The sequence below is a fragment of the Pseudoxanthomonas sp. PXM04 genome (assembly GCF_014851695.1).
In the GTDB taxonomy this organism is placed as follows: domain Bacteria; phylum Pseudomonadota; class Gammaproteobacteria; order Xanthomonadales; family Xanthomonadaceae; genus Pseudoxanthomonas_A; species Pseudoxanthomonas_A beigongshangi.
In genome coordinates, this window is the sequence record NZ_JACVAG010000005.1 from 248,314 (window position 1) to 266,552 (window position 18,239).

The window sequence follows — 18,239 nt, forward strand, 5'->3', positions numbered from 1 at the left end:
TCCCTGATTTCCCGGACCCCACTGACTCCCCATGAAGCGCCGCCCCGCCATTCCCGACGATGACCGCGCCGAAAGCGCCTCCCTGCAGGCGCTTTCCCAGGCGCTGGCCAGCCTGGGCGAAGCCGGGCAGGTGCGGGCATTCCTGGAAGACCTGTGCACGCCGGCCGAGTTGGAGGCCATGGCCGACCGCTGGCGGGTGGTGCCGCTGCTGCTCAAGGGCGTGCCTTACCGGGAAATCCACGAGCTGACCCAGGTCAGCGTGACCACCATCGGGCGGGTCGCCCGCACCCTCGAACGGGGCACCGGCGGCTACGCCACCGCGTTCCAGCAGCAGCAACCGCGCGCCAACGGCGCCTCCCACTGAGTTTCCTCCCATGAGTCCCAGGGTTGTACCCGCGACGCGCGATCGCCTGCGCATCGCCATTCAGAAAAGTGGCCGTCTGGCCGAACCCGCGCGCGCGCTGCTCGCCGCCTGCGGACTGAGTTGGCGCGAGAGCCGCGACAAGCTGTTCTGCTACGGCGAATCGCTGCCGATCGACCTGCTGCTGGTGCGCGACGACGACATTCCGGGCCTGATTGCCGACGGCGTGTGCGACTTCGGCGTGGTCGGTCGCAACGAACTGGACGAACAGGCCGGCGAACGCGCGCGCATCGGCCTGCCGGCGGCCTACCGGGAACTGCGTCCGCTCGGCTTCGGCCAGTGCCGGCTGATGCTGGCGGTGCCGGACAACTGGGAATGGCAGGGCGCGGCGCAACTGCAGGGCCTGCGCATCGCCACCAGCTATCCGGCAATCCTGTCGGACTGGCTGCGGCGCCAGGGCGTGGAAGCGGGTGTGGTGGAGTTGTCGGGTTCGGTGGAAATCGCCCCGCGCCTGGGCACCGCCGACCTGATCTGCGATCTGGTTTCCAGCGGCGCGACCCTGGCGGCCAACCAGCTCAAGCCGGTGGAAACCCTGCTGGACAGCGAGGCCGTGTTGGCCGGTCCGGTCCGCGGGTTCGAGGACGAGCGCGCGGGACTGGCGGCGATGCTGCTGCGCCGGGTCGACGGCGTGCTCAAGCTCAAGGACAGCAAGCTACTGATGTTCCGCGCCAACCGCGACACCGTCGCCGAACTTTCGCGACTGCTGCCGGATGCGGAACCGCTGGTCCAACTGCCCGGTTCCGGCGAAGGTCCGCTGTCGCTGCAGACCATGTGCCACGGCGCCATCACCTGGCAGCGGCTGGAAGAGCTGGAACGCGCCGGCGCGCAGGGATTGATGGTGCTTTCGGTCGAGAGGTCGCTGGCATGAATCGCTTGATCTGGTCCCGCCTCGATGGCGAACAACGCCGCGCCGCCCTGCGCCGTCCGGTGCAGGTGGTGGCCCAGCGCACCCGCGACGCGGTCGCCGCGGTGCTGGCGGAAGTGCGCCAACTCGGCGACCCGGCGCTGCGCGAATTCACCAGCCGTTTCGACGGTGTGGCGCTGGACGATTTCGAAGTGCCCGCGGCGGAGTTCGCCGCCGCCGAAGCGGCGGTGGCGCCGGCGCTGAAGCAGGCGATGGAGGAGGCGGTCGCCCGCATCGAAGCCTTCCACCGCGCGGGCATGGCCCAGCCGTACGCGGTCGAAACCGCACCCGGCGTGCTTTGCGAACGGATGATCCGGCCGATTGCGCGGGTGGGCCTGTACGTCCCGGCCGGCAGTGCGCCGTTGCCTTCCACCGCATTGATGCTGGGCGTGCCGGCGCGTCTGGCCGGTTGCCGCGAGGTGGTGCTGTGCACGCCGCCGCGCGCCGACGGCAGCGCCGATCCCGCCGTGCTGGTGGCCGCGCGGATGACCGGCGTGACCCGCGTGTTCAAGTTGGGCGGCGCGCAGGCGATCGCGGCGATGGCGTTCGGCACCGCCAGCGTGCCCCGCTGCGACAAGCTGTTCGGGCCGGGCAACAGTTACGTGACCGAGGCCAAGCAGCAGGTCGCGCAGGCCGGCGTGGCCGCCATCGACATGCCGGCCGGGCCGTCGGAAGTGCTGGTGATCGCAGATGCCGGCGCGCATCCCGCGTTCGTCGCGGCGGATCTGCTGTCGCAGGCCGAGCACGGCCCGGATTCGCAGGTGCTGCTGCTGTCGGACGCGCCTTCGCTCATCGACCGCGTCGCGGTGGAACTGGAACGCCAGCTCGCGGCGTTGCCGCGCGCGGCGATCGCGCGCCAGGCGCTGTCCGCCTCGCGCCTGATCGAAGTGGAGCGGCTGGACGATGCGTTCTCGGTCAGCAACGAATACGCGCCCGAGCACCTGATCCTGGCCCTGCGCGACCCGCGCGCCTGGCTGGAGCGGGTGGAAGCGGCAGGCTCGGTGTTCCTGGGCGATTACACGCCCGAAGCGCTGGGCGACTATTGCAGCGGCACCAACCACGTGCTGCCGACCAGCGGCGCCGCGCGCGCCTACAGCGGCGTGAGCGTGGCCAGCTTCCAGAATTTCGTCAGCGTGCAGGCGGCCAGCCGCGCGGGCATCGGCCGCATCGGCGCGTGCGCATTGACCCTGGCGCGCGCCGAGGGACTTGACGCGCATGCCAACGCGGTCGCGCTGCGGCTGGAGGCGGCATGAATACGCCCGACAACAAGGCGGCAAATGCCGGAGTGCTGAGTCTGGTCAGGCCCGACCTGCGCGGTTTCGGTGGCTACAAATCGGCCCGCACCGAAGCCTTGCGCGGGGATGTCTGGCTCAACGCCAACGAGTCGGCCTGGTCCAACCCGGCCGACGCGGGCGCGACCTGCCAGCGCTATCCGGAACCGCAACCAGCAGCCTTGCGCGCGGCGCTGGCCGACTTGTATGGCTGTGCCCCGGAGCAGTTGCTTATCGGCCGCGGCAGCGACGAGGCCATCGATCTGCTGGTGCGCGCGCTGTGCGTGCCGGAACGCGACGGGGTGGTGATCAGCTCGCCGGTCTTCGGCATGTACGCGGTGTCCGCGCGATTGCAGAACGCACCGCTCATCGATGTGCCGCTGCGCGATACCGAGCAGGGCTTCGAGCCGGATTTGGATGGACTGGCCGCCGCCGCGCTGGCGAACGGCGCCAAGCTGGTGTTCCTGTGCTCGCCGACCAATCCCACCGGACGCGCCTGTACGCGGGAGGAAATCGCGGACCTGGCCGGGCGCCTGGCCGGTCGTGCTCTGCTGGTGGTCGACGAGGCCTATGTGGAGTTTTCCGATGTTCCCTCGGCCAGCAACTTGATTACGCGGTTCCCCAATCTGGTGGTGTTGCGCACGCTGTCCAAGGCGCACGCGCTGGCGGCCGCACGAATCGGCGTGGCGATCGCCGCGGAGGAACTGATCGCCGTGCTGCGTGCCTGCCAGGCGCCGTATCCGGTGCCTGCGCCCTGCGCGGAACTCGCGCTCGCCGGCCTGGCGCCGGCGGCGCTGGCGCAGACCCGGCAGCGGGTGGAACGGGTGCGGCGCGAACGCGAGCGGATGCGGGGGGCGCTGGCGGCGCTTCCCGGCGTGCGTCGCGTCTATCCCTCGCAGGGCAACTACCTGCTGGTGCGGTTCGACGATGCCGACCGAGCGTTCACCGCGCTGCTGTCCACCGGCGTGGTGGTGCGCGACCAGCGCGCCGCGCCGCAACTGGGCGATGCGCTGCGGATCAGCATCGGCAGTCCGGAGCAGAACGAACGGGTGCTGGCGGCACTGGCCGTGCGGGAGGCGGCGGCATGACTCCGATCCTGTTCATCGATCGCGACGGCACCCTCATCGAGGAACCGGCCGATTTCCAGATCGACGCCTACGAGAAGATCCGGTTCGTGCGCGACTGCATTCCGGCGTTGCTGAAGCTGCGCGACGCCGGCTACCAGTTCGTCATCGTCAGCAACCAGGACGGACTGGGCAGCGAAGGCTATCCGCAGGCGTCGTTCGATGGTCCGAACGATCTGATGCTGCAGATCTTCGAAAGCCAGGGCATCCGTTTCCGCGAAGTGCTGGTCGACCCGAGCTGGCCGGAAGAGAACCGTCCGACCCGCAAGCCCGGCATCGGGCTGGTCCTGCACTATCTCCAGGATCGCGACATCGACTGGGCGCGCTCGGCGATGGTCGGCGACCGGCCCACCGATATCCAGTTCGCCGACAACCTGCGCATCCGCGGTTTCCAGCTGAAGACCTCGCAGTTCGGCGGCGACTGGGACTGGCCGTCGATCGCGCATGAACTGGCCGACGCGCCGCGCCGGGCAGATGTCCAGCGCAATACGAAGGAAACCCGTATCCGCGTGGAGTTGGATCTGGATCGGGTGGCCGAGCCGGTCATCCGCACGGGACTGCCGTTCTTCGACCACATGCTGGAACAGATCGGCAAGCACGGCGGTTTCGCCTTGCGCATCGACACCGAGGGCGATCTGCACATTGACGAGCACCACACGGTGGAGGACACCGGCCTGGCGCTGGGACAGGCGCTGAAGCAGGCGCTGGGCGACAAGCGCGGCATCGGCCGCTACGGCTTCACCCTGCCGATGGACGAAACCCTGGCCAGCGCGGCGCTGGATTTCAGCGGCCGGCCGTACTTCGTGTTCGACGGTGAATTCCGCCGCGAGCGGGTTGGCGATCTACCCACCGAACTGGTGCCGCATTTCTTCCGTTCGCTGTGCGACGCCTCCGGCCTCAACCTCAACCTGAGCGTGCGCGGCGACAACGACCACCACAAAATCGAAGCCTGCTTCAAGGCGCTGGCGCGCGCGTTGCGCCAGGCGATCCGGCGCGAAGGCGCGGAACTGCCCTCGACCAAGGGAGCGTTGTGATGCAGGTGGCACTGGTCGATGCCGGTGGCGCCAACATCGGTTCGGTCCGCTACGCGCTGGAGCGCCTCGGCGTGGCCGCCACGCTCACCGCGGATGCGGCGGTCATCCGCGCCGCGGACCGGGTCATCCTGCCTGGCGTGAGCACCGCGGCCACGGTGATGGCGCGGCTGCGCGAGCAGGGACTGATCGAGGTGCTGCGACAACTGGAACGCCCGTTGCTGGGGGTCTGCGTCGGAATGCAGCTGTTGTTCGAACATTCGGAAGAAGACGACACGCCCTGCCTGGGCCTGTTGCCGGGGCGGGTGGCGCGATTGTCGCCGGGTCCCGGCATCCGGGTTCCGCACATGGGCTGGAACACGCTGCGTACGCAGCGCGGGTCCGGTCTGACCACTGGCCTGGACGGCGGCCATGCCTATTTCGTGCACAGCTACGCCGCGCCGGTCGGTGCGGATTGTCTGATGAGCACCGAGCATGGCCAGCCGTTCGCGGCGGTGGTGCAGCGTGGCCGCGTGGCCGGTGCGCAGTTCCACCCGGAGCGCTCGGCCGAGGTCGGTGCGCGGCTGATCCGGAACTTCATCGAAACGGGATTGCAATGATGGCCGCGGTATCGGCGGGCGCGCGCGCGCAACAGGACTTCCAGGCCTATCCGGCCATCGACATCCGCGACGGCCGGGTCGTGCGGCTGGCGCAGGGCGACTATGCGCGCGAGACCCGCTATGGCGACGATCCGCTGGCGATCATCCGCGGCTATGCGGAACAGGGCGCGCGCTGGCTGCATCTGGTGGATCTGGATGCGGCCCGCGCCGGCGGCTACACCCTGGCGCCGCTGCTGCGCGATATCGCCACCACCACCGGGCTGCGGGTCCAGACCGGCGGCGGCGTGCGCTCGCGCGAGGATGTCGCGCGCCTGCTCGATGCCGGCGCGGCGCGGGTGGTGATCGGGTCGCTGGCGGTACGCGAACCGGAGGCGGTGCTGGCCTGGTTGGCCGAGTTCGGCGCCGAGCGCATCACCGTGGCGCTGGACACGCGCCAGGACGCCGCCGGCGTCTGGCGATTGCCGGTGCACGGCTGGACCGAGGACGCCGGCGTGACCCTGGATGAACTGGCGGTCCGCTTCGAGGCCGGCGGACTGGTCCACGCGCTGAGCACCGATATCGCCCGTGACGGGATGCTGTCCGGCCCCAACCTCGATCTGTACCGGCACCTGGGCGCGATTGCGCCGCGGCTGCGCGTGCAGGCGTCCGGCGGTGTCCGCGCGCTCGACGATATCGTCGCCGCGCGCGCGCAGGGCTGTGCCGGCATCGTGCTGGGGCGCGCGCTGCTGGAAGGCCGCTTCAGCGTGGCCGAGGCGCTGTCATGCTGAGCCGGCGCATCATCCCGTGCCTGGACGTGCGCGACGGCCGCGTGGTCAAGGGCGTGCGCTTCCGCGATCACGTCGACATGGGCGACATCACCGAGCTGGCATTGCGCTACCGCGATGCCGGTGCCGATGAACTGGTGTTCTACGACATCGGCGCCAGTCCGGAAGGGCGCTCGGTGGACTACGCATGGGTGGAGCGGGTCTCGCGCCTGCTCGACATTCCGTTCTGCGTGGCAGGCGGTATCCGCGACGTGGATACCGCGCGGCGTGTGCTGCACGCCGGCGCGGACAAGATTTCGGTCAACACGCCGGCGCTGGAACGTCCCGCGCTGATTGGCGAACTGGCAAAGGCCTTCGGCGTGCAATGCGTGGTGGTCGGTATCGATTCGGTGCGCGAGGCCGACGGCGAATGGCGGGTGCGCCAGTACACCGGCGATCCGGCACGTACCCGCGCGCTGCCGGTGCGTACGCTGGACTGGGTGGGCGAGGCGCAGCGGCTGGGCGCGGGCGAAATCGTGCTCAACTGCATGGACAGCGACGGCGTGCGGCGCGGCTACGACATCGAGCAACTGACCGCCGTGCGCGCGCTGTGCGCGGTGCCGCTGGTGGCTTCCGGCGGTGCCGGGGAACCCGAGCATTTCGCCGAGGTATTCCAGCGTGCCGATGTCGATGGCGCGCTCGCCGCCAGCGTGTTCCACAGTGGCCGGATCGCCATTCCGGATCTGAAGACCTACCTGCGCGGGCAGGGCACCGAGGTGCGTGATGTCGCTTGAACCGGAACAACTGGATTGGAACAAGGGCGACGGCCTGCTGCCGGTGATCGTGCAGGATGCCTCGACCCGCCGCGTGTTGATGCTCGGTTACATGAACCGCGAAGCCCTGGAGGCGACCCTGGCCAGCGGCCGGGTGACCTTCTACAGCCGCAGCAAGCAGCGCCTGTGGACCAAGGGGGAGAGTTCCGGCCACGTGCTGGAAGTGCGGGCCATCGAGGCTGATTGCGACAACGACACCCTGCTGGTCCAGGCGGTGCCGCACGGGCCGACCTGTCACCTCCAGCGCGCCAGTTGCTTCGCGGAGGCGCCGGGCTCGTTCCTGGCCGAACTGGACGCGCTGGTGGCGCGCCGCGAGCGCGAGCGCCCGGCGGGCAGCTATACCACCCGGCTGTTCGAGGAAGGCGTGCGCCGGATTGCGCAGAAGGTCGGCGAGGAAGGCGTGGAGACGGCGTTGGCCGCCGTGGCGCAGGACGAGGCGGCGCTGCTCGGCGAAAGCGCGGACCTGCTGTATCACCTGCTGGTACTGCTGCGCAGCCGCGGGCGGGGTTTGGCCGACGTCGAGGCGTTGCTCGCGGCCCGCCATTCCGCCTGAACCTGCATCGCGGTGGCGAGGTACGCCGCTGCCGCACGATAATCGGCGGGTTGCCCGAGGGGCGTCGCCGGAATCCGTGGATATGACCCAGCGCGTGGTATGGCTGCCGCTCGTCGTCCTGTCGTTGTTGGCCATTGCGGATGCGTCCGCGTCGTCGCGGGCAGCGGACGCCACCGCGGCCACGCAGGAGGCGGCCGCGGCCACCGGACAGGCGTTGGCCGAAGTGACCGGGGTGATCTACCTGGATGCCAACGGCAACGGCCGGCGCGATCCGCGCGAACAGGGCCTGGCCGGAGTGAAGGTCTCCAACGGCCGCGATGTCGCCGTCAGCGACGCGCGGGGAGGCTACCGGCTACCCGGACGCGAGCGCGCCACCGTCTTCGTGATAAAGCCGCCGGCGTACGCCGTGCCGACGGGCGCCGACGGCTTGCCCCGGTTCTGGCAGCATCTGTTCCCGCAGGGGTCGCCCGCGCTGAAGTACGGCGGCATTCCGGCCGCCGCCGTCCCGGCCCAGGTGGATTTCGGCCTGTTGCCCGCCATGCGGCGCGGGAGCGGCTCCAGCCTGGAGATGCTGGTGTTCGGCGACCCGCAACCCAAGACGCGGACCGACGTGGATTACTACGCGCGCGACATCGTGGCGCCGTTGGTCGGCCGGCACGGCGCCCGCCTGGGACTGAGCGTGGGCGATATCGTCAATGATGATCTGAGCCTGTATCCGGCCATGAACCAGGTGACGGCGAAACTGGGCGTGCCTTGGCTGCACGTGGCCGGAAACCACGATCTGGATTTCGACGCGCAGGCCGACGAGGACTCGTTGCTGAGTTTCCGCAACGTCTACGGCCCCGACACCTATGCGTGGGAGGAGCCGCAGGCCAGCTTCATCGTGCTGGACGACGTGGTCTATCGCCCCGGCCAGAAACCGGCCTACATCGGCGGCCTGCGCGAGGAGCAGTTCGATTTCCTGCGCCAGTATCTGGCGACCTTGCCGAAGGATCGCCGGGTGGTGATTGCCGCGCACATCCCGTTCTTCGATCCCCTCCCGGGTGTGGAGACTTTCCGCCGTGCCGACCGCGAACGCCTGTTCACCCTGCTGCGGGAACATACGCAGGTGCTGCTGATCAGCGCGCACACCCACAACCAGCGCCACTACCGTCATGGCGCGGACACCGGCTGGCAGGGCGCGCAGCCACTGCACGAGTACAACGTCGGCGCCACTTGCGGCGCGTTCTGGTCGGGGGTGAAGGATGCGCAGGGCATCCCCGACACGACCATGAGCGACGGCACTCCCAACGGCTACGCGTGGCTGACGATCCAGCCGGATGGCGGCTATGCGTTGCGCTACCACGTGGCGCGCGCCGCCGGTGATCCGGCGATCGGCCTGCATGCGCCGAAGGTGTTGCGACAGGGCGCCTATCCGGCCTACGGCGTATACGCCAACGTCTACATGGGTGAAGCCGATACGCGGGTCGAATATCGCATCGACGGCGGTGAATGGAAACCGATGCGGCGTGTACTGCAGGCCGATCCGGCGCTGCTGGCGGAGAACATCGCGGATGACACCGCGACCGCGTTGCGTGGCTACGATCGTTCGCCGGAAGCGGACACCTCCACCCACCTCTGGCGCGGCGCGCTGCCGACGGATCTGGCAGCGGGCGAGCACCGCATCGACGTGCGGGCATTCGATCGGTGGCGGGGCGAGCAGGCCGCGTCCACCACCTATCGGCTGCAGCAGGCGGCCGAATAGCGGCACGCGCCGGGACAGGCGAAAACCCGACAGGAACATGCCGATGGCCAACGATGCGCTCGACCTTCCGATCAAGCTGTTCCGCAACGCCGCGGCCTGGGAAAAATGGCTCGCCGCGAATACGGGTACTCCGGGCTTGTGGCTGAGGATCGCCAAGAAGGACGCGGGCGTGGTTTCCGTGAGCTATGCCGAGGCCCTGGACGTGGCGCTGTGCCATGGCTGGATCGACGGTCAGCGCCGCACGTTCGACGAACAGAGTTTCCTGCAACGATTCACCCCGCGACGCCCGCGCAGCCTGTGGTCGAAAATCAACGTCGGCAAGGCCGAGGCACTGATCGCCTCGGGGCGGATGCGCGAGGGCGGCCTGCGTGAAATCGAACTGGCACGCGCCGACGGACGCTGGGCTGCGGCCTACGCAAGCGCGGCGGTGATGGAGGTGCCGGCGGAACTGGCGGCGGCGCTGGCGAAGGCACCGAAGGCCGCGAGCTTCTTCGAAACCCTGGACCGCACCAACCGCTACGCGGTCTGCTGGCGCGTGCACACGGCAAAGAAGGCGGAAACCCGGGCGGCCCGCATCGAAAAACTGGTCGCGATGCTGGCGCGCGGCGAGAAGATCCACGCGAAATAGCGGCGCAAATGAAAAACGCCCCGGCGGGGGCGTTTTTCGGTTCCCGGCTGGCTGGCGAATGCTGGCTGGCGGGACGTGCTGGCGAGCGCGGGCTGGCTGGCAACGGCGCGCAGTCTAGCCGTTGTTGCTGCCGGATGATGAAATGCGAATCGCTCGCAACAAGCGTCAGTGCGGCAGTTCGATGGCGTCGAACGCGGTGACGCGCGGATGGCCGTTGGCGGCGCCGTCAAGCCGGGGCTGCGGATAGTCCTGCGGACGATCGATCAACTGGGTGCGCATGCCGGCTTCACGGGCCGCGTCCAGTTCCTCGACCACGTCGGACAGGAACAGGATTTCGCCGGCCGGCGCGCCAATCCGCTCGGCGATGCGGCGATAGCTGTCCGCCTCGCGCTTGCCGCCGATTTCGGTGTCGAACCAGCCCGAAATCATCGGGGTCAGGTCGCCCGCGTCGCTGTGGCCGAAAAACAGCTTCTGCGCCGGCACCGAGCCGGAGGAATACACGTACAGCGGATAGCCCTGCTCGTACCACCGGGCGAGCGCCGGCGCCGCATCCGGGTAGATGTGCGCGGTGAAGTCCGCGTCGCGGTAGCCCGCGTCCCAGATCATGCCCTGCAGCGCCTTCAGCGCGGTGTGCTTGCGATCCTGATCGATCCAGCCCTGCAGGGTCTCCACGATGACATCGTCACTGCAGATCGCGCCGTGTTCGGTGGCGACCGCATCCAGCCAGCGGCGCACCTCCGGTTCCTGGCCGTGTTCGCGGACGAAGCCGGGCAGGGCGCGGCGGGCGTAGGGAAACAGCACGTCCTTGACGAAGGAGATGCTGCTGGTGGTGCCTTCGATATCGGTGAGGATGGCGCGGAGCATGGGACGGGTGGATTTCGGGAATGGGGAATGAGTTGGGAACGGCCGCGCCCGGCGGCGGGCACGCCACCGCGTCGCGGGAGGCGGAACGGGCTTACTCCGGCCGGGTCGGGCCGTTGTAGCGCGGGAACTGCTGGGCGATGGTGGTGCCGGTGAAATGGCCGACCCAGCCGTCCGGTTCGGTGAAGAAACGGATCGCGACGAAATGCGGTTCCGGCCCCATGTCGAACCAGTGCAGGGTGCTGTCCGGCACGGCGATCAGATCGTCCTGGACGCACTCCACCTCGTAGACCTTGTCGTCCACGTGCAGGGTGAACAGGCCCGAGCCGGCGACGAAGAAGCGCACTTCGTCTTCCTTGTGGTAATGCTCGTCGAGGAACTTGGCGCGCATTTCCTCGCGCTTGGGGTTGTCCGGCGCGATGCTGACCACGTCCACCGTCTTGAACCCGCGTTCGCTGACCAGCCGGTCGATGTCGGCGCGGTAGGCGTCCATCACGTCCTCCGGCGCGGCGCCCGGCTGGATCGCCTTGTTGGCTTTCCAGCGCTCGAAGGTCACGCCGACCTTCTGCAGCTCGGTGGCGATGAAATCGGGATCGTAGCTGGCGAACTCGGGGGTGACCGGGTCGCTTTCATGGAAGATGCGGAGGCGGCTCATGGCGATATGGCTCGACGCGTGGGGAATACAAGGGTAGCAGGCACCTGGTTCCGGTCCAGTTACCGCGCAGGCGCGCGGCGTGGCACGGGGTTATCAGCGGCTCAGCGCCGGCAACCCAGCTTGCGCAGCTCCAGTTCGCAGTGGAACAGGAACTCGAAGGCTTCCATGTGGCGGCGAGCTTCGGCCATGTCGCGGCCCCAGGCGTACAGGCCGTGGCCGTCGATCAGGTAGCCCCACAGCGGCTGCCGGTCCAGCAACGCGTCGACCTGGGCGGCCAGGGTCGGCATGTCCTGGGTGTTGCTGAACACCGGCACCTGGATTTCGGTCTCGTGGGTGGTATTGCCGTGGAACGCCTTGAGCAGCTCGTAGCCTTCCAGCCGGATGTGGCCGGCGCCGGCGTACAGCCGCGAGGCGATGGTCTGCACCGGCGAATGGGTGTGCAGCACGCAGCCGATCTCGGGGAAGCGGCGATACAGCTGGGTGTGCAGCAGGGTCTCGGCGGAGGGACGGTGGTCGCTGCCGACCGCCTTGCCGTCGAAGTCCACCACCATGATGTCGGCTTCCTCCAGCCGCCCCTTGTCGCGCCCGGACACGGTGATGGCGGCGTGGCGATCGTCCAGCCGGTGCGAGAAGTTGCTGCTGGTGGCCGGCGTCCAGCCGGCCTGCGACAGCTCGCGGATGTTGCTGATCAACAGCTTCGCCAGTTCGCTCAGGCGTCCGGCGTCATAGGGCAGGGGGGCGTTCATGGCGCCATTTTAGCGCCTGCCGCCCCGGCTGGGCGGGACGGCGCGAGGACGGGCCGCAGGCGCGGCCCGGTGGCGTGGTTCAGCGCCGCAGCTTGCTGTGGCGGTGACCGTACAGGAAGTAGATCGCGAAACCGACCGCCGTCCAGACCGCCATCAGGAACCAGTTGTGCGCGGTCATCGCCGACAGCAGCGCCAGGCAGCACAGGATGCCCAGGGTGCAGATCAGCCAGGCGGCCGGAATCCGGAACGGACGCGGCAGGTCGGGCTGGGTCCGGCGCAGGATCAGCACGCCCAGGCAGACCGCGGCGAAGGCGATCAGCGTACCCATCGAGGTCAGCTCGCCCAGCACGTCCAGCGGGAACAGCGCCGCCAGCAGGGCGATGCCGATGCCGGTGATGACGGTGTTGATGTGCGGGGTGCGGTACTCGGGATGGATCCTGGTGAACACCGGCGGCAGCAGGCCGTCGCGGGCCATGATCATGAAGATGCGCGGCTGGCCGATGATCATCACCAGCACCACCGAGGACAGGCCGACCAGCGCGCCGATTTCCACCACCACGCGCAGCCAGCCCAGTTGCGGATGCGCGGCCACCGCGGTGACCACCGGTTCGTCGGTGCCCAGCAGGGTGTAGGGCACCAGTCCGGTCATGACCGCGGCCATCGCGATGTACAGCACCGTGCAGATGGCCAGCGACAGCAGCATGCCGACCGGCATGTCGCGTTGCGGACGATGCGACTCCTGCGCCGCCACCGAAACCGCCTCGAAGCCGATGTAGGCGAAGAACACCATCGAGGCGCCACGCAGCACGCCTTCCCAGCCGAACTTGCCGGGGCCTTCGTTGGCCGGGATGAAGGGCTGCCAGTTGGCCGGATCCACGTACTTCCAGCCGACCACGATGACCAGCACGATCAGGCCGCTCTTGAGCAGCACCATCGCCATGTTCATCGCCGAGGACTTGCGGATGCCGACGTAGCACAGCCAGGTCAGCAGCAGCACGATGGCGGCGGCGGGCAGGTTGGCGATGGCGCCGGTCGGTTGCAGCTTGGCGTCCAGCGGCGCGCTGACCAGCGCCGCGGGCAGGTGGATGTCGAAGTGTTCCAGCAGGCTGAGGAAATAGCCGGTCCAGCTGACCGCGACCGCCGAGGCCGAGACGCCGTATTCCAGTACCAGCATCCAGCCGATGAACCAGGCCGCGAGTTCGCCGAGGGTGGCGTAGGTGTAGGTGTAGGCGCTGCCGGACACCGGCACCATCGCCGCGAACTCGGCATAGGCCAGCGCGCAGAAGGTGCAGCAAATCGCCGCCAGCACGAAGCTCAGCATGATCGCCGGGCCGGCGTGGTTGGCCGCCGCCTGGCCGGTGATGACGAAGATGCCGCCGCCGATCACCGCGCCGATGCCCAGCGCGGTCAGGCCCCAGGGTCCGAGGGTGCGGCGCAGGCTCAGGCCTTCGGCGTCGCTATGGCTGGCATGGGGGTGCTTGGTGGCCCAGAGTTGTCCGAACATCAATCCACTTCCAATCGTCGTTCTTCATCATGACGTATGGACGGGCGATATCCCGGCCACCGTCATGATGCATGCAATGAAAAAGGCCGGCGCCGTGCGCCGGCCCGTTCGGGCCCTCAGGCCTTCTGCCGCAGTTTGCTGTGGTGGTAGCCGTAGCTGAAATAGATCAGCAGGCCGAACACGGTCCAGCCGACGAAGATCGGCCAGTGCTCCACGAAGGGCTGCCAGAACAGATACAGGCAGGCGAGCGCGCCCACGGGGCAGATGATGTTCGCCAGCGGCACGCGGAACGGGCGCGGCAGTTCGGGGCGGGTATAGCGTAGTACCAGCACGCCGATGCAGACGGTGGCGAAGGCCAGCAGGGTGCCCATCGACACCAACTCGCCCAGCACGTTGAGCGGCATCAGGCCGGCCAGGATGGCGGCGAGCACGCCGACGATGATCGTGCCGACGTAGGGCGTGCGGAACTTGGGATGGACCTTGCCGAACAGCTTCGGCATCAGGCCGTCCTTGGACATGCTGTAGAAGATGCGCGGCTGCGCCATCAGCATCACCAGGATCACCGAGGACAGGCCGGCGATGGCGCCGATTTCCACCGCGGTCTTCAGCCACGACAGATCCGGGAACGCTTCCAGCGCGGTCGCCACCGGCTTGGGCGTGCCCAGCAGGCTGTAGTGGGTCATGCCGGTCAGCACCGCGCACACCACGATGTAGATGACCGTGCAGATCGCCAGCGAGCCGAGAATGCCGATCGGCATGTCGCGCTGCGGGTTCTTGGCCTCGCCGGCGGCGGTGGAGACCGCGTCGAAACCGATGTAGGCGAAGAACACGATCGCCGCGGCGCGGGTCACGCCCTCGAAGCCGAACTTGCCCGGGCCTTCGTTCGGCGGAATGAACGGGGTCCAGTTGGCCGGATCGATGTGCTGCAGGCCGAACCCGACGAACAGGCAGATGACGGTGACCTTGATCGCCACCACGATCGCATTGACGAACGCGGACTGGGTGATGCCGACGTAGCAAAGGCCGCTGATGGCGGCGACGATCAGGATCGCCGGCAGGTTGAACAGGCTGCCGGTGGAAACGAAGTCGGTGCCGTTCCAGTCGATCGGCGCCTGGGTGAGCTGCATCGGGAAAGGCAGGTGCAGCGTGGTGGTGATGAAGCTGACCAGGTAGCCCGACCAGCCCACCGCGACGGTGGAGGAGGCGAACAGGTACTCCAGCACCAGGCACCAGCCGATGAACCAGGCGACGAATTCGCCCAGGGTGGCATAGGAGTAGGAATAGGCGCTGCCCGACACCGGCATCAGCGCGGCGAATTCGGCATAGCACAGGCCGGCCAGGGCGCAGGCGAAACCGGCCAGCACGAAGCTCAGCATGATGGCCGGACCGGCATGGTTGGCCGCCGCCTGGCCGGTGAGCACGAAGATGCCCGCGCCGATGACCGCACCGACGCCCAGCATGGTCAGGTGCTTCGCTGTCAGGGTCCGTTTGAGGGTGGCCTCGCCATCGAGGCTGCCTTCGAAGGGTTCACCGGCATCCACATGGCCGGCCGGTTCGACCGGCTTGACCCTAAACAAAGATTTGAGCATTCGCGACTTCCCCGGAGTTGGCGACCGGTCTTGGCCGGTGCCTGTCATTTGGCGGTCACGGGTGTGTGGGTCACCCGCACGGAAGCGCCGTACCTTGCCAAAGCGAGCCGGGGATCACAAGCGCGGATGCAGCACGGGGAGGGATAATGGCGGCGAGCATCATTCTCCGCATAACTGAACAGGGCAGGCGCGTGTTTGAATCACCGTTGATGGAACAATTGCAGGTCTATCGGGCGCGCTGGCCCGAGGAGGCCGCGGTCGTGGAGGACTTCCTCGAACTGCTGGCGGATTCGCGCAATCCGTTTCTGCGCGAACGCCTGGAGGGGCATTTCACCGGCGGCGCCTGGCTGGTCAGCGCCGACGGCCGGCGCACCCTGCTGACCCACCACCGCAAGCTGGCGCGCTGGCTGCAACTGGGCGGCCATGCCGACGGCGACACCGACATGGGCCAGGTCGCGCTGAAGGAAGCCGAGGAGGAATCCGGCTTGCCGGACCTGCGGCTGGACGACACCGCCATCTTCGATCTGGACCGGCACTGGATTCCGGAACGCAAGGACGTGCCGGGACACTGGCACTACGACGTCCGCTACGTGATTCGCGCCGGCGCGGACGAACGCTACGTGGTCAGCGAGGAATCGCTGGACCTGGCCTGGCGCGAAATCGCGCCGATCGCCGACGAGCCCGACGAATCGCTAAGCCGAATGGCCCGCAAGTGGCTCGCCGCCCAGGCGCAGGCCGGGGCCTGAGCGACCGTTGACGATTGAACCGCGCGTCGCGGCCTGGACGCGCAGCCGATGGTTTTGCCGGGAGACATCGGTGGTGGAAGGTCCCGCGCTCAGCTGCGCGCCACCACCTCGTCGATATGTCGCAGCAGATCGGCCGGATCCTCGTAGACACGGAACGCGCCCGAGCGCTCCAGTTCCTCCTGGCCGTAGCCACCGGACAGCAGGCCCACGCCAAGCGCGCGGGCGCGCTGGGCGGCCAGCATGTCCCAGATGCTGTCGCCGATCACCAGCGAGCGGGTGATGTCCACGCCCAGCCGATCGGCGGCGGCGATGAACAGATCCGGATCCGGTTTGGCATGGCGCACCAGATCGCGGGTGATCACCGGCACCTGCGCCGGATCCACCCCCAGTGCGTGCAGGTTGTGCGCGGCGGTCTCCATCCGGCCGCTGGTGGCGATGCCCCAGGGGATGCCCTGTTCGGTCAGGAATGCCAGCAGTTCGCGCGCCCCCGGCAGCGGCTGCACGGCACGCTGTTCCGACTGCCGCGAATACGCCTCGGCGTGCCAGCGGCGCAGGCGATCCAGCCGATCCTCGGTGATGTCCAGGCCGGTCTCGCGCAGCAGGATGTGGGTGAACAGGCCGCCGCTCATGCCGATCTTGCGATGAATCCGCCACACCGACAGATCCACGCCCTCGCGATCGAGGGCTTCCTTCCACGCCAGCACGTGCTGGTAGACGCTGTCCACCAGCGTGCCATCGAGATCGAACAGGAATGCGGTATCCGCGCGGGCCATGGTCCATCTCCTTCAGGAACGATACGGGCGGCCAATGGCCGCTTCAAAACGGTGCGGGCGGCCAAGGCCGCCCGCGGGGTGAACTCAGTACAGGATGCGTGTCCGCAAGGTGCCGGGAATCGCCGACAGCGCGTCCTTCAACTCGGCGCTCTGCTCCTCGGTCGCGGTGACGTCGATCACCACGTAGCCGACCTTGGGATCGGTGCGCAGGAACTGGCCGTCGATGTTGACGTTGTGCTTGCTGAAGATTTCGTTGATCTGCGACAGCACTCCCGGCACATTGCGGTGGATGTGCAGGATCCGGCGACTGCCGTCGTGGCCGGGCAACGTGACCTCGGGGAAGTTGACCGCCGACAGGGTCGATCCGTTGTCGCTGTAGCGCACCAGCTTGGCCGCCACTTCCACGCCGATATTGTCCTGCGCTTCCAGCGTGCTGCCGCCGACGTGCGGGGTCAGGATCACGTTGTCGATACCGCGCAGCGGCGATTCAAAGGCCTCCGCATTGCCCTTGGGTTCGACCGGGAAGACGTCCACCGCCGCGCCGCCGACCGCGCCGGACTTCAATGCCGCGGTCAGCGCATCGATGTCGACCACGGTGCCGCGCGAGGCGTTGATCAGGTGCGCGCCGTGTTTCATCTTCGCGATCTGCGTGGCGCCGAACATGCCCTGGGTCGCGGCGGTCTCCGGCACGTGCAGGGTCACCACGTCGCTGCGCGCAAGCAGATCGTCCAGGCTGGTGGCAGAGCGCGCGTTGCCCAGCGAGAGCTTGGTTTCGATGTCGTGGAAGATCACGTTCATACCGATCGCCTCGGCCAGCACGCCCACCTGGGTGCCGATATGGCCATAGCCGATGATGCCGAGCGTCTTGCCGCGCGCCTCGTGGCTGCCGGCGGCCGACTTGGACCAGCCGCCGCGGTGGCATTCGGCGTTCTTCTGCGGGATGCCGCGCATCAGCATGATCGCCTGCGCGATCACCAGCTCGGCTACGCTGCGGGTATTGGAATAGGGCGCGTTGAACACCGGGATGCCGGCCAGCTCGGCCGCTTCCAGATCCACCTGGTTGGTGCCGATGCAGAAGCAGCCCACCGCGATCAACCGGCGCGCATGCGACAGGACGTCCCCGGTCAGGTGGGTGCGCGAACGGATGCCGATGATGTGGGCTTCGGCGATGCGCCGCTTGAGCTCGTCCTCCGGCAGCGATTTGTCGTGGAAATCGATCTGCGTGTATCCCGCGGCGCGGAAGGTTTCCACGGCGGTCTGGCTCACTCCCTCCAGCAACAGCACGCGGATGTCCTGCTTCGGATAGGAGGTCTTCTTGGTCGACATTGCGGCGGGCGCGAGGTGGCGGGGAAGGGCTTTCCACTATGCCAGAAGCGACGCGCCTTTGCTGCATCGCCACATGCCCCGGAAAGCCGGTTCCCAAATGGTTTCGGCTGCAACCGGCGCGCCGTCTGGACGCGCCGCAGCATCGCTGGCACGCTGGCGTTCCCCCGATGCCGTCCGTCCGTACGAAT

The 18,239-nt window shown here is 68.2% G+C and carries 19 protein-coding genes; 12 read left to right on the forward strand and 7 right to left on the reverse strand.

Features of this window, described 5'->3' with window-relative positions; genetic code table 11:
- The first annotated feature begins 31 nt into the window (after positions 1-31).
- The 11 genes from IB228_RS13960 to IB228_RS14010 all read left to right on the forward strand — a co-directional run bounded on the left by IB228_RS13960 (position 32) and on the right by IB228_RS14010 (position 9,851).
- On the forward strand, positions 32-364 hold the full coding sequence (locus IB228_RS13960; RefSeq protein WP_183637261.1) for a YerC/YecD family TrpR-related protein: 333 nt from the start codon (positions 32-34) through the stop codon (positions 362-364).
- A 10-nt stretch (positions 365-374) separates the two neighbouring features.
- The gene (gene hisG, locus IB228_RS13965; protein ID WP_192198923.1) at positions 375-1,289 is read left to right on the forward strand and encodes an ATP phosphoribosyltransferase; all 915 of its coding nucleotides are present in this window, start codon (positions 375-377) and stop codon (positions 1,287-1,289) included.
- Positions 1,286-2,578 carry a histidinol dehydrogenase gene (gene hisD / locus IB228_RS13970; RefSeq protein WP_192198924.1) on the forward strand — a complete coding sequence of 431 codons (1,293 nt, stop codon included), beginning with the start codon at positions 1,286-1,288 and terminating at the stop codon, positions 2,576-2,578. Before hisG ends, hisD begins: the two co-directional genes overlap by 4 nt.
- A complete protein-coding gene (hisC, locus tag IB228_RS13975) occupies positions 2,575-3,684 on the forward strand; it encodes a histidinol-phosphate transaminase (RefSeq protein WP_192198925.1) in 1,110 nt (369 codons plus the stop codon). The genes hisD and hisC overlap by 4 nt, the downstream gene beginning before the upstream one ends.
- Positions 3,681-4,754, forward strand: coding sequence for a bifunctional histidinol-phosphatase/imidazoleglycerol-phosphate dehydratase HisB (hisB, locus tag IB228_RS13980; protein ID WP_192198926.1), 1,074 nt, complete (start codon positions 3,681-3,683; stop codon positions 4,752-4,754). Before hisC ends, hisB begins: the two co-directional genes overlap by 4 nt.
- Positions 4,751-5,350 carry an imidazole glycerol phosphate synthase subunit HisH gene (gene hisH / locus IB228_RS13985; RefSeq protein ID WP_192198927.1) on the forward strand — a complete coding sequence of 200 codons (600 nt, stop codon included), beginning with the start codon at positions 4,751-4,753 and terminating at the stop codon, positions 5,348-5,350. Before hisB ends, hisH begins: the two co-directional genes overlap by 4 nt.
- Positions 5,350-6,117, forward strand: a complete 768-nt coding sequence (gene hisA, locus IB228_RS13990) for a 1-(5-phosphoribosyl)-5-[(5-phosphoribosylamino)methylideneamino]imidazole-4-carboxamide isomerase (RefSeq protein WP_192198928.1) — start codon at positions 5,350-5,352, stop codon at positions 6,115-6,117. The genes hisH and hisA overlap by 1 nt, the downstream gene beginning before the upstream one ends.
- Positions 6,111-6,887, forward strand: coding sequence for an imidazole glycerol phosphate synthase subunit HisF (gene hisF, locus IB228_RS13995; protein ID WP_192198929.1), 777 nt, complete (start codon positions 6,111-6,113; stop codon positions 6,885-6,887). The genes hisA and hisF overlap by 7 nt, the downstream gene beginning before the upstream one ends.
- On the forward strand, positions 6,877-7,479 hold the full coding sequence (hisIE, locus tag IB228_RS14000) for a bifunctional phosphoribosyl-AMP cyclohydrolase/phosphoribosyl-ATP diphosphatase HisIE (RefSeq protein WP_183637219.1): 603 nt from the start codon (positions 6,877-6,879) through the stop codon (positions 7,477-7,479). Before hisF ends, hisIE begins: the two co-directional genes overlap by 11 nt.
- Before the next feature lie 82 nt (positions 7,480-7,561).
- The gene (locus tag IB228_RS14005; protein WP_192198930.1) at positions 7,562-9,223 is read left to right on the forward strand and encodes a calcineurin-like phosphoesterase C-terminal domain-containing protein; all 1,662 of its coding nucleotides are present in this window, start codon (positions 7,562-7,564) and stop codon (positions 9,221-9,223) included.
- A gap of 43 nt (positions 9,224-9,266) precedes the next feature.
- On the forward strand, positions 9,267-9,851 hold the full coding sequence (locus tag IB228_RS14010; RefSeq protein ID WP_225562458.1) for a YdeI/OmpD-associated family protein: 585 nt from the start codon (positions 9,267-9,269) through the stop codon (positions 9,849-9,851).
- Between the two features lie 165 nt (positions 9,852-10,016).
- Here IB228_RS14010 and mtnC read toward each other — a convergent pair whose 3' ends face one another.
- The 5 genes from mtnC to IB228_RS14035 form a co-directional block, all read right to left on the reverse strand.
- The gene (gene mtnC / locus IB228_RS14015; RefSeq protein WP_183637209.1) at positions 10,017-10,715 is read right to left on the reverse strand and encodes an acireductone synthase; all 699 of its coding nucleotides are present in this window, start codon (positions 10,713-10,715) and stop codon (positions 10,017-10,019) included.
- A gap of 91 nt (positions 10,716-10,806) precedes the next feature.
- Positions 10,807-11,367 (reverse strand): acireductone dioxygenase, encoded by a 561-nt coding sequence (locus IB228_RS14020; RefSeq protein ID WP_183637206.1) that lies wholly within the window; start codon positions 11,365-11,367, stop codon positions 10,807-10,809.
- Between the two features lie 101 nt (positions 11,368-11,468).
- Positions 11,469-12,113 (reverse strand): methylthioribulose 1-phosphate dehydratase, encoded by a 645-nt coding sequence (locus IB228_RS14025; protein ID WP_192198932.1) that lies wholly within the window; start codon positions 12,111-12,113, stop codon positions 11,469-11,471.
- Between the two features lie 79 nt (positions 12,114-12,192).
- Entirely contained in the window at positions 12,193-13,617 is a 1,425-nt protein-coding gene (locus IB228_RS14030) for an amino acid permease (protein ID WP_192198933.1), read from the reverse strand.
- Between the two features lie 116 nt (positions 13,618-13,733).
- Complete coding sequence (locus IB228_RS14035; RefSeq protein WP_183637199.1) at positions 13,734-15,206, reverse strand: amino acid permease; 1,473 nt, start codon at positions 15,204-15,206, stop codon at positions 13,734-13,736.
- Between the two features lie 146 nt (positions 15,207-15,352).
- Between IB228_RS14035 and IB228_RS14040 the strand changes: the two genes are divergently transcribed.
- Entirely contained in the window at positions 15,353-15,952 is a 600-nt protein-coding gene (locus tag IB228_RS14040) for an NUDIX hydrolase (protein ID WP_192198934.1), read from the forward strand.
- An 89-nt stretch (positions 15,953-16,041) separates the two neighbouring features.
- Here the strand turns inward: IB228_RS14040 and IB228_RS14045 are convergent, their stop codons facing one another.
- Together IB228_RS14045 and serA are read right to left on the reverse strand one after the other, a co-directional pair.
- Positions 16,042-16,725, reverse strand: coding sequence for an HAD family hydrolase (locus tag IB228_RS14045; protein ID WP_192198935.1), 684 nt, complete (start codon positions 16,723-16,725; stop codon positions 16,042-16,044).
- A gap of 84 nt (positions 16,726-16,809) precedes the next feature.
- Positions 16,810-18,051, reverse strand: coding sequence for a phosphoglycerate dehydrogenase (gene serA / locus IB228_RS14050; RefSeq protein ID WP_183637189.1), 1,242 nt, complete (start codon positions 18,049-18,051; stop codon positions 16,810-16,812).
- Positions 18,052-18,239: the final 188 nt, after the last annotated feature.